The following is an 11349-nucleotide window of genomic DNA, read 5'->3' on the forward strand; positions in this document are numbered from 1 at the left end:
GCAGAAGAGCGGAACGGAACGGGAAAGGAGGGGAAGCGGTGAACGCAGAGTTGGAAAGAGCCGAACTGAGCACCTTTGAACGCTTCCTGTATTGGTTTTTTATTCCCATCGTGTTTACGATCGTCTGTACGCTCGTTTTCCTGTCGTTGTTCGATTACGACGTGAAGAACGAGCTGCTCAAGGCCGCGAACAAAATTCCGCTTGTCGGCAGCGTCGTCCCGGATCCGAAGGAAACGACGACAACGCCCAAAACGGACGACGCCGAAGGCGTGTTCGACAAGAAGGCGTTCGAGCAACTGACGGCCGATTTCAACAAGAAGCTGAGCGACAAGGACGCGCAGCTGAAGCAGACGGACGCGGGATCCCAGCAGAAGGATGCGACGATCAAGGACTTGCAGGCCAAAGTATCCGCGCTGGAAGACCAGCTCAAAACAAAAACGAAAACCGATGAAGAATATTTGGCGCAAGTGCAGCAAACGGCGGCGATGTTCGCCGGCATGAGCCCAAGCAAAGCGGCGCCGATCATGGAAAATTTCACGACGATGGAGCGCGTGCTGATCTTGAGCGAGATGAAAAACGACGCGCGGGTGAAAGTGCTGGAGAAGATGGACCCGAAGAAAGCGGCGGAAGCGTCGATTTATTTGAAGGACATCTCCCCGGCAAAAGACCGCGAAATCGCGGCGTTGCAGGAACGCGCCGCCCTGGTGGAAGATGCCAAGTCGGCGCAAAAAATCAGCAAAACCGATATCGGCACCACCTTCTCCACCATGACGCCAAAAAGCGCGGCGCAAATCCTTCTCGACATGGAAGGCTTCAACGCGACGAAGGTAAACGAAATTTTGAGCAGTATGGATAGTTCGGCGAGATCCGGCATTTTGGCGGCAATGGCCGGATTGTCCAAGGAAGGTGCGGCAGCCGCAGCCAAAATTGCAGCCCGGCTCAGTCAGTAAACGTATGTCAGCCTTTGAACTACCTTTGAAAGGAGGTGAAAACAAATGGAGATCCCAATGATGACTGTGAAAGCTGCTGTAACGACGGCGGGAGCGGGACAAGCGACCGGGAACGGCGGCCAAACATCCGGTGAAACGGGCAAATCGAACTTTGCCGGCGCGCTGGTGGCGATCATCGGCGGTCAAGGGCAGAACGGCGCCAAGGCGGACGAAACGAGCTTGTCGCTGAACGCGCTGCTGCAAGGATTGTCGCCGGCGCTGCTCGCCTTGTTGCTGCCACAGCTTCAGGACACCGGCAGCGAATCGGCGACGGCTCAGTTGCTCGACGCCATTGCCGCGAATCCCGAGCTTCTGGCGCAATTGCTGGCAAACCCCGGCTTCCAGCAGTGGTTGCAACAGGCGAACGAATTGCTGCAAGCTTCCGGAGTCGATACCGGCGTCGCCGCTTTGCAAGGCGAGTCCGGCGCTGCGGGCAACGCGGGCGCAGCCGCTTTGAACAGTGCGCAGGCGCAGCAAATTATGGCGGCATTCGCCGGCGCGATGAAGCAGCACCCGGACAGCATCTTGTTCCAGCAGCTCGCGCAAAGCTTCGGCGAAACGTTCGCGCAATCGCTGTTGCAGCAAGAAGCTGCGATCGGCACCGCCACGGCGAATAACGCCGCGGCAACCAGCACAGCTAACCCGCCCGTTGCGAACGGTCGAACGAAAGAAACGGCCAAGGCGAACGCGCTGTCATCAGCACCGGTCCAAATCGTATCGCAGCAACACGCGGGTGCAGAGAAAGCGGAGCTTCCGCAACAGCTGCAGCAGCTTGTCGCTCACGTGCAAACGACCAAGCTCGACTTGCTGTCGGCCAAACACGCGATGCAGCGCATGATGCTGGCGGCGCAGGCGCCAACCGAATCTGCAGCAGCGGAATCGAATGCCGATGCAGCATCTTTACCCACGTTGATGCCGCTTCAAACCGGCGACCTGATTCGCTCCTTGCAGCAAGGTTTCGCAGCGAAGCCGGCGGGAGAGACGATCGGCAGCCAATCGTTCGTGCAAGACATGAGTCAATTCATGATCAAGGCGATCAAGGTCAATCCGCTGAACGGCTTCTCGGAAGCGAGATTGTCGCTGACGCCGGAAAGCCTCGGCCACGTCGAAGTGAAGATCACGATGCAGGCCGGCCAACTCGTCGCCCAATTCCATGCGCAGACGGCGCTTGGCAAGGAGATGATCGAAGGCCAGCTCGCACAGCTCCGAACAACGCTGCAGAATCAGGGCATTCACGTAGAGCGGCTGGAAGTGATGCAGCAGAACAATCTGCAGTCGGGCATGTTCCAGGATCAACAGCGCCAGCAATCGTCGCAGCAGCCGGGCGGCCAGAGCAAATCTTCCCATTCCGAGATCGACACGGGAGCGGCCGAATTTGCGCAGGAACTGACGCAAGTGGCGGAGGCGCGCAACGGCGAATCGAATGGAAGCGTGTTTGACGTAACGGCTTAAGCGAGATCATCAGGAAGGGTCCGAAGGGAGGGAACGGAAATGGCCGATTCGAATATCGTCGGTACGAAAAATGTGTGGCCTTATTATGCGCAAGGCAATACGAGCGCGGCGAGCACCAAAGCCGGCAATACGCTGGGCAAGGATGACTTTCTCAAAATCCTGATGACCCAGCTCAGCAATCAGGATCCGACGCAGCCGCTCGAGGATAAAGATTTTATCGCTCAGATGGCGCAGTTTTCATCGGTCGAGCAAATGACCAACATGGCCGGCGAAATGAAGCTGCTGCGCCAATCGCTCGGCATGGCGCCGGGATTGCTCGGACAATCGGTCACCTGGACCGCGTTTGACGACGCCGGCAACCAAATCGAAAACAGCGGCATCGTCTCGGCGCTCACCTTCAAGGACGGCAAACAATACGCCCGCGTGGAGGGAGGAGCGGAGATTACTCTGGATCAGATCACAAGCATCGAACGTCCGGAGTAACCGAGCCCTATGGCGGATCATGTAACAGCGGGGCAATTGTTTCCGGGAGCGGTGCATCCGTCGGTCCGGATGCGGCAGTCGCATCAGTCGGCCGGCAGCGCGGCGGGAACGGCAAACAAGGCAACGTTTCAGGATGTGTTAGGCCAGCAGATGGTGAAATTCAGCCATCATGCCGAAGTCCGGCTGCAGCAGCGGGGGATCGAACTGAAACCCGAGCAGTTGGCCAAAATAAAGACCGCAATCGACAACGCATCGGCCAAAGGAGCCAAAGATTCGCTTATGCTGCTTGGCGATATGGCATTGATTGTCAATGTCAAGAACCGGACGATCGTTACCGCTATGGACGGCAACGCGATGAAAGACAACGTCTTTACGCAGATCGACAGTGCGGTCATCATTTCGTAAACCACTAGGTGTCAAGGGCCGGCCCGATCAGGAAGCCCCGGCTGCGGATCGCATGAAGCAGCCGAACGCCTGCAATCGTCCATAAGACAAAGGAGGAGCACCACCTATGCTTAGATCGCTTTATTCGGGCGTTTCCGGGATGCGCGGCTTTCAAACGAAGCTCGACGTGATCGGCAATAATATTGCCAACGTCAATACGGCCGGGTTCAAAGCCGGACGCGTGATGTTCAAAGATATTCTCAGCCAGACGGTAGCCGGCGAAACGGCGCCGAACGGCAACGACAACGGCGGCGTCAATGCCAAACAAGTCGGTCTCGGCGTGGCGCTTGGCGCCATCGATACGATTCATACGACAGGCAGCGCCATGACGACGAATGTGCCGACGGATTTGCGCGTTGACGGCGACGGATTTTTCGCCGTGAAGAACGGCGCCGATCAGGCCGACTGGTACATGACCCGCGCCGGCGATTTCAAGCTTGACGCGAGCGGCAATCTCGTCAATTCCGACGGCATGCTCGTTTGCGACGTCGGCGGCGAGCCGATCGTCATCGATACGACGACTGTCGTGCAATTCAGCGTTGGCCTGGACGGCCGGATCAACAAGAAGCTGAACGACGGCACGATCGATTCCGACACGCAGATCGGGCTGATCAAAGTGACCAACCCGGCGGGCCTGGAGAAGATTGGCGGCAACCTGTACCGGATGACGCAGAACGCGAATCCGGAAGGAGCCTTTAATCTGGTGGCGCCGAACAGCCTTGAAGCCGGTTCGGGCGCCATCGTTGCCGGCCAGTTGGAAATGTCGAATGTCGATTTGACGTCGGAATTTACCGAAATGATCGTGGCCCAGCGCGGTTTCCAGGCGAACTCCAAAATCATTACGACTTCCGACGAAGTGCTGCAGGAAATTGTCAACCTGAAACGGTAGTTTAAGCTCGGAGCGCTAGGGGGCGACTAACTTCGCCCCCGGCGGTTCCGCTGACGGAGGGATTGCAGTGATAACGGTGACTCGTCTGAACGGCAGTCGGATAACGCTCAACGCACTGCTGATCGAAACCATTGAAGAGACTCCGGATACCGTCATCTCGCTGACGACGGGGAAAAAAATTATGGTTCTCGAAAAGGTCCCGGATGTGGTAAGCTTAGTGCAAACCTATCTCCAGCAGATCGGAACGCTTGGGGGATCCATTAAAAGTGTGGAGTCGGAGGGGTTTTAGTTGCTCAAGAACAAGCTGTTTTTGATCTCGATTTCGATGTTGATCGTCATTGCATTGATCTTGTCCGCATCGTTGCTCCTGTGGAATTATATGGGGGAGAAAGATAACGCGTCGACCGATCCGAACCAGAAAGCGCAAAGCTCGGTAGCCGATGTCAAAGAGAAGAAGAAAACCGCCGAACAAATCGAGGCGCTTACTGTCGAAGTAAAGGAATTGACCACGAATTTGGCCGACAAGGACAAGGTGGTCCGGGTAAGCTTCAGCTTCGAGTTGGAAAATTCCAAAACGAAAAAAGAGTTCGAGCATCTTTCCTTTAAAGTGAAAAACATCATTATCCAAACGCTGGCCGACAGCACGGTCGACCAAATCAAGGGCGCCAAAGGGCAGGATGCCATGCTGGCCACGCTGATGAACAAGATCAACCCGATCTTATCGGAAGGAAAATTGAAACAAATCTACATAACCGACTGGATCCTGCAATAAGGAGGTGACTCTATGGTTGACGTTCTCTCGCAGAACGAGATAGATGCGTTGCTTGCCGCCTTGTCCTCCGGCGAAATGGATGCCGAGGAACTCAAGAAGGAAGAGACGCAGAAACGGGTCAGATCGTACGATTTCAAGCGGGCGACACGTTTTTCCAAAGATCACCTGCGCAGCTTGACGCGCATCCATGAGAACTTCGCGCGTTTTCTGACCACTTATTTTTCAACGCAATTGCGCACATTCGTCCAGATCACGGTCGTTCAAGTGGAGCAATTGCCTTACGACGAATTCATTCGTTCGATTCCGAAGATGACGATTTTGAACATTTTCGAAGCGGAGCCGCTCGAAGGACGCATGGTGCTGGAAGTGCATCCGAACGTCGCGTATGCGATGCTGGACCGACTGCTCGGAGGTGTCGGCGCTTCGCCGGCCAAAATCAACGCCTTGACGGAAATTGAAACGATTATCATGGAGAAAATATTCAGCCGGGCGCTCGATACGCTGCAAGAAGCGTGGAAAACGGTGCTCGACTTGTATCCGCGACTCGAAGCGCTCGAAACGAATCCGCAGTTTATGCAGATCGCTTCGGCCAACGATACGATCGCGCTGATCTCGCTCAGCACGAAGATCGGCGACACGACCGGGATGATCAACTTGTGTATTCCGCACGTTGTTATCGAGCCGGTAATGCCGAGGCTGTCGGTGCATCACATGTTCGTGACGCACAAGCGGATGAAGTCGTCCGAAGAATCCGAGGCGCTGCAAGCAAGGGTCAGCAAAGCGAAGCTGCCGATCATCGCCGAGTTGGGCGAATCGCAAATATCCGTTCGCGAATTTCTGGGACTTGCCGTCGGCGACGTGATTGCGCTCACGAAGCAGGTGGACGAAGGACTGCAAATCAAAGTGGGCGAAAAGCTCAAATATATCGGCAGCCCGGGCACGGTCAAAGGGAAAGTAGCGGTGCAAATTACGGATATCGTCAATGAAGGGGTGGAAGAGTATGACGAATAACAAGGATTATTTGTCGCAAGAGGAGATCGACGCGCTGCTCAGGCAAACTTCCGACGATGCCGGGGAATCGCTCTCGACTCCAACCGTCGACCAGTACTTGTCGTCGCTGGAACAGGATGCGCTGGGGGAAATCGGCAACATTACGTTCGGCAGTGCGGCGACGGCTCTTTCCACGCTGCTCGGCAAGAAAGTCGACATCACGACGCCGCAAGTGTCGATGATTACCCGCGAAGAGCTGAAGCAACAATTTCCGAAGCCGCATGTTGCCGTACATGTCAATTACGTGGACGGGTTTCACGGCATCAACCTGCTCGTGATCAAGACGTCGGACGCCCAGGTCATCGCCGATCTGATGATGGGCGGGACGGGGACCGGCCCGTTCTCCGATCTGAGCGACATACATATCAGCGCCGTTCAGGAAGCCATGAACCAGATGATGGGTTCGTCGGCGACATCGATGTCCACGATTTTCAACCGGATGGTCAACATTTCGCCGCCGGGCATCGACATTATGAGTTTGGCCGACGGCACAGGGACAGAGAATATTCCCCCCGATTCCGTCTTCGTCAAAATTTCGTTCCGATTAACGATCGGCGATTTGATCGATTCGTCGATTATGCAGCTGCTGACGGTCAGCTTCGCCAAAGATATGGTTTCCATCCTGATGGGCGGAGACGATATGGGCATGCAGCAGGACGAACTCAGCTTCCTTACCGAACCGCCGGCACCGTCCGCGCCGCCGGCACCACCGGCACCGTCCGCTCCACCGGCTCCGCCTGTGCAGCAGCCGATGTATCAGCAGCCGCCGATGATGCCGCAGCAGCCCATGATGCCGCAACAACCAATGTATGAGCAACCGATGTACCAACAGCCGATGTATCAGCAACCGATGTATCAGCAGCCGCCGATGATGCCGCAGGCTCCGGCCACGTACGGCTCGATGCCGAACCGCAACGTCAATGTGCAGCCGGCGCAATTCGCCAGCTTCGGCCAAGGCGCGATGATGCAGACCGACGATACTAATTTGAACCTGCTGCTGGATATCCCGCTTAAAGTGACGGTCGAGCTTGGAAGAACGCAGAAGGTGATCAAGGATATTCTCGACTTGTCGCAAGGCTCGATCATCGAGCTCGACAAGCTCGCCGGCGAACCGGTCGACATCTTGGTCAATAACAAGCTGATCGCCAAAGGGGAAGTCGTCGTTATCGATGAAAACTTCGGTGTGCGTGTAACAGATATTATCAACCAATGGGATCGCATTCAAAAGTTACAATAACATATACTGGGAGGATTTGTTCCAATGGCTAACCGCATTTTGATCGTAGACGACGCAGCATTCATGCGCATGATGATTCGTGATATTCTGATCAAAAACGGCTATGAGGTGTGTGGCGAAGCGAACGATGGCGCGCAAGCGATCGAGAAATTCAAGGAAGTCAGACCCGATCTGATTACGATGGACATCACCATGCCGGAGATGGACGGCATCCATGCCCTGAAGGAAATCAAGAAACTCGATCCGAACGCCAAAGTCATCATGTGTTCCGCAATGGGGCAGCAAGCCATGGTAATCGATGCGATTCAGGCGGGAGCGAAAGACTTTATCGTCAAGCCGTTCCAGGCGGACCGCGTTATTGAAGCGATCAAGAAGACGCTCGGCTAATCGGCATTGAGATGGTCGAACGCAAGGGGAAGGGACGGGGAGATTTGCGTACTGGCAAAAGCGGATTCGCACTTGGGACGGCGCTCGTTTGTTCCGCCCTGTGGCCCTGGATCCCCAGTTGTTTCGCCGATTCGGGAGAGATGGAAAGCCAATTCAGCTATAGCGGATTCAAAATATTCGGACAAGTCGCCTTTTATCTTATCCTTATTATCGGTATCTTCTTTCTGATCGTGAAGGTAATTTCGCAAAAAAACAAAACGTATTTGTCGGCACGGTCGGTCAAATCGATCGGCGGCGTGCCGCTCGGGCAGAACAAGTCGGTGCAGGTCGTCGAAATCGGCAGCCACTTGTTTGTGCTGGGTGTCGGCAACGACGTGCAATTGCTTGGCAAAATCGAAGACCCCGAAGAAATTGCTTATATCAAAGAAAATATTCATGCGAGGGTAACGGCGGATTTCGCCAAGCTGGGCTCGCTCGGCAAATGGGTGAAATCGCTGCGAAGCAAGCCGGATGAAGAGGAGGAACTGTCCGCCTCGTTCCAGCATGTGTTCCAGCAGAAGATGCAAGGCGTAACCGGTCGGAAGAAGCAGATCGACGATTTAATCGGGGAACAAAATCTTGATGATCGGTTGAATGATAAGTGATGATAAGAAAGCTGCCCTTCGTTTTCGTGTTGCTGCTTGGGTTGTCTTTGCTGCCGGCTGCCGGGGCGTTTGCCGCCGATCCGATTCCGAACATCGGGATCACCATTGGCGGAGAAGATGCGACAACGGGCGGATCGAGCACGATTTCGATTATACTGCTCATTACCGTCCTGAGCTTGGCGCCCGCCATCCTGGTGCTGATGACGTCGTTCACCCGAATCGTCATCGTGCTCGGCTTCGTAAGAACGTCGCTGGCGACGCAGCAGATGCCGCCAAACCAGGTGCTGATCGGTCTCGCCTTGTTCCTGACGTTGTTTGTCATGTCGCCGACGATCGGCGAAATCAACCAAGTGGCGCTGCAGCCGTATTTGAAAGGCGAGCTGACCCAGACGCAAGCGCTGGAGCAGGCGGCGATTCCGATGAAACAGTTCATGGGCAAACAGACGCGCGAAAAAGATTTGAAGCTGTTTCTTGATTATTCCAACGCTCCGAAACCGACAGGCATCGAGGATACGCCGCTTACGGTGCTTATTCCCGCCTATGCCATCAGCGAACTGGTGACAGCGTTCAAGATGGGCTTCATGATCTTCATTCCGTTTCTCGTCATCGACATGATTATTTCCAGTACGCTGATGGCCATGGGGATGATGATGCTGCCGCCGGTCATGATTTCGCTGCCGTTCAAAATATTATTGTTCGTATTGGTGGACGGTTGGTATTTGGTCGTCAAGTCGCTGTTGCTCAGTTTCAACACGTGACAAGCCCGCGATCGGCGAAAGGAGAAAGACAACCGATGAGTTCGGATTTCATCATACAGCTCGCCGGAGAAGCAGTGTACACCGTGCTGAAAGCGAGCGCTCCGATGCTGATTATCGCACTCGTCGTCGGTCTGGTCGTCAGCATCTTTCAGGCCACGACCCAAATTCAGGAGCAAACGTTGGCGTTCGTTCCGAAAATCGTTGCCGTGCTGCTCGCCGTTTTGTTTTTCGGGCCGTGGATATTAACGACCTTGGTCGATTTTACCCGCAATATGCTCGAAAATATGTACAAGTACATCGGTTAGGACGTCCATATGGAGTTCTTGCTGCTGAACTTTCCTAACCTGCTGCTCATTTTTTGTCGGATTACCGCTTTTTTTGTCGTGGCGCCTGTCTTTTCGGCGCGAAACGTACCGGCGCATTTCAAAATCGGGTTTTCCTTCTGTGTGGCGCTGCTCGTATTCGGCGTCGTGCCGGGCGATCCGGTGTCGTTCGACGGTCCTTATGTGCTGTTGATCGTGCGCGAAACGTTGGTAGGGCTAGTGCTCGGATTTGTCGCCTACATTTTTTTTACGATCGTGCAAGTGGCCGGTTCGTTCATCGATATGCAAATCGGGTTCAGCATGGCCAACATTATCGACCCGATGACCGGCACGCAAAGTCCGATCATCGGCAACTTGAAATTCGTGCTTGCGACGCTGCTGTTCGTCACGTTCGGCGGTCATCAGATGCTCATTCGCGCCGTCATGGACAGCTACGAGTGGGTGCCGTTGTCTTATGACTGGTTCGCCCGCATCGCGGACGGGCAATTGACCGAATTTCTGGTGAAGTCGTTTGCAACGTCGTTCGTGCTTGCGTTCCAGATGGCTGCCCCGATTGTGGCCGCGTTGTTTCTGGTCGACATCGGACTTGGCATTCTGGCCAAAACGGCGCCGCAATTCAACTTGTTCGTCATCGGCTTGCCGCTCAAAGTGCTGCTTGGCTTGCTGATGCTGACGTTGCTGTTTCCGGGCTTCATCTCGCTCTTTTTCGACCTGTTCGAGACGATGTTCGGGCATATCGAGGACGTCTTGAACATACTGGCCGGATCTGCCGCGGCGCCTTGAGCCCGCTGCAACACGAACCGACGGAGGTGCAAGAGGAGCGTGTCCCGCTTTCGTTTGTCGCTCGATCTGCAATTGTTCGCCCAGGAGAAAACCGAACCCGCTACACCGAAGAAACGATCGGAAGCCCGCAAGAAAGGGCAAGTCGCCAAAAGCGGAGAAATTCCTAGCTCTTTTATTTTGCTGTTCGGTTTTTTATCTTTTGCGATGCTGGGGGGATTTTACAAAGCGCGTATCATAGGCGTCTTTTCGGAAACGTTCTATAGCTACATGCTGATGGACGTAACCATCGCCAATGTGACGAATATGTTCGGCAAACTGATGGTCGATTCGCTTGTGCTGCTGTTGCCGATTTTTGCAACTTCGGTTCTGATCGCGTTTCTCGGCAACTATTTGCAATTTGGTCTGCTGTTTACCGGCGAACCGCTGAAGATGAAATTCAGCAAGCTGAATCCGATCGAAGGCGCCAAGCGGGTATTTGCGCTGCGCGCGCTGGTGGAATTTGCGAAGACGCTGCTGAAAGTGACCGTCGTTGGCGTCGTCGTCTACATCATTCTCATCGGGCAGAAAGAAAAGCTGCTCAGCCTGGCGCACGTGCCGCTCGAAAGCGCATTTGTCTACGTGTGTCAAATTACGTTGCGACTTGGTCTCAGCATCGGGGCCGTGCTGGTCGTTTTGGCCGTGCTGGATTATTTCTATCAACGCTACGAGCATGAGAAAGGGCTGCGGATGTCCAAGCAGGACATCAAGGACGAGTACAAGAAGATGGAAGGCGATCCGCTCATCAAAGGGAAAATCAAGGAGAGGCAGCGGCGGCTGGCCTTGCAGCGGATGATGCAGGATGTACCGAAGGCGGACGTCATCATTACGAACCCGACGCACTTTGCGGTAGCGGTACAGTACGACGGCACCAAGATGGAAGCGCCGAAAGTGCTGGCGAAGGGCACCGACTATGTCGCGCTGCGTATTCGGGAAATCGCCAAAGAGCATGGAGTCATGACGATGGAAAACAAACCGCTCGCCAGAGCGCTGTACGCGCAAGTGGAAATCGGGCAGACGATTCCCGCGGAGCTGTTCCAGGCTGTGGCTGAAGTATTGGCATATGTATACAAGCTGAAAGGCAAAACGAAGGTGAAGTAAC

Annotated in this window: 15 protein-coding genes; all 15 read left to right on the top strand. The window is 54.8% G+C overall.

Translation table 11 applies throughout. The annotated features are described in order from the left end of the window. Positions 1-38 precede the first annotated feature (38 nt). The 15 genes from EXY20_RS02260 to flhB all read left to right on the top strand — a co-directional run bounded on the left by EXY20_RS02260 (position 39) and on the right by flhB (position 11348). On the top strand, positions 39-950 hold the full coding sequence (locus EXY20_RS02260; RefSeq protein WP_135547160.1) for a magnesium transporter MgtE N-terminal domain-containing protein: 912 nt from the start codon (positions 39-41) through the stop codon (positions 948-950). A gap of 45 nt (positions 951-995) precedes the next feature. Further along, a complete protein-coding gene (locus EXY20_RS02265; protein ID WP_135547161.1) occupies positions 996-2441 on the top strand; it encodes a flagellar hook-length control protein FliK in 1446 nt (481 codons plus the stop codon). A 39-nt stretch (positions 2442-2480) separates the two neighbouring features. After that, entirely contained in the window at positions 2481-2924 is a 444-nt protein-coding gene (flgD, locus tag EXY20_RS02270; RefSeq protein WP_135547163.1) for a flagellar hook assembly protein FlgD, read from the top strand. 9 nt (positions 2925-2933) lie between these two features. After that, complete coding sequence (locus EXY20_RS02275; RefSeq protein ID WP_135547164.1) at positions 2934-3329, top strand: TIGR02530 family flagellar biosynthesis protein; 396 nt, start codon at positions 2934-2936, stop codon at positions 3327-3329. Positions 3330-3435: 106 nt separating this feature from the next. After that, complete coding sequence (flgG, locus tag EXY20_RS02280; protein ID WP_135547166.1) at positions 3436-4257, top strand: flagellar basal body rod protein FlgG; 822 nt, start codon at positions 3436-3438, stop codon at positions 4255-4257. A gap of 67 nt (positions 4258-4324) precedes the next feature. Continuing rightward, on the top strand, positions 4325-4546 hold the full coding sequence (locus EXY20_RS02285) for a flagellar FlbD family protein (RefSeq protein WP_135547168.1): 222 nt from the start codon (positions 4325-4327) through the stop codon (positions 4544-4546). After that, the gene (locus EXY20_RS02290) at positions 4547-5029 is read left to right on the top strand and encodes a flagellar basal body-associated FliL family protein (RefSeq protein WP_235885310.1); all 483 of its coding nucleotides are present in this window, start codon (positions 4547-4549) and stop codon (positions 5027-5029) included. A 12-nt stretch (positions 5030-5041) separates the two neighbouring features. Next, the gene (fliM, locus tag EXY20_RS02295; protein WP_135547169.1) at positions 5042-6040 is read left to right on the top strand and encodes a flagellar motor switch protein FliM; all 999 of its coding nucleotides are present in this window, start codon (positions 5042-5044) and stop codon (positions 6038-6040) included. Beyond that, positions 6030-7316: a flagellar motor switch phosphatase FliY gene (fliY, locus tag EXY20_RS02300; protein WP_135547170.1), complete on the top strand. Its 1287-nt coding sequence runs from the start codon at positions 6030-6032 to the stop codon at positions 7314-7316. The genes fliM and fliY overlap by 11 nt, the downstream gene beginning before the upstream one ends. 24 nt (positions 7317-7340) lie before the next feature. Beyond that, positions 7341-7703 carry a response regulator gene (locus EXY20_RS02305; RefSeq protein WP_135547172.1) on the top strand — a complete coding sequence of 121 codons (363 nt, stop codon included), beginning with the start codon at positions 7341-7343 and terminating at the stop codon, positions 7701-7703. A gap of 44 nt (positions 7704-7747) precedes the next feature. Then, positions 7748-8347: a flagellar biosynthetic protein FliO gene (locus EXY20_RS02310; RefSeq protein ID WP_167858940.1), complete on the top strand. Its 600-nt coding sequence runs from the start codon at positions 7748-7750 to the stop codon at positions 8345-8347. Next, the gene (gene fliP / locus EXY20_RS02315) at positions 8347-9105 is read left to right on the top strand and encodes a flagellar type III secretion system pore protein FliP (protein ID WP_135547175.1); all 759 of its coding nucleotides are present in this window, start codon (positions 8347-8349) and stop codon (positions 9103-9105) included. The genes EXY20_RS02310 and fliP overlap by 1 nt, the downstream gene beginning before the upstream one ends. 35 nt (positions 9106-9140) lie before the next feature. Next, positions 9141-9410 carry a flagellar biosynthesis protein FliQ gene (gene fliQ, locus EXY20_RS02320; protein ID WP_135547176.1) on the top strand — a complete coding sequence of 90 codons (270 nt, stop codon included), beginning with the start codon at positions 9141-9143 and terminating at the stop codon, positions 9408-9410. 9 nt (positions 9411-9419) lie between these two features. Further along, positions 9420-10211: a flagellar biosynthetic protein FliR gene (fliR, locus tag EXY20_RS02325; RefSeq protein ID WP_135547178.1), complete on the top strand. Its 792-nt coding sequence runs from the start codon at positions 9420-9422 to the stop codon at positions 10209-10211. Between the two features lie 39 nt (positions 10212-10250). Then, positions 10251-11348: a flagellar biosynthesis protein FlhB gene (gene flhB, locus EXY20_RS02330; protein WP_135547179.1), complete on the top strand. Its 1098-nt coding sequence runs from the start codon at positions 10251-10253 to the stop codon at positions 11346-11348. Position 11349: the final 1 nt, after the last annotated feature.

Source organism: Paenibacillus cymbidii (genome assembly GCF_004764705.1).
GTDB lineage: Bacteria > Bacillota > Bacilli > Paenibacillales > NBRC-103111 > Paenibacillus_AN > Paenibacillus_AN cymbidii.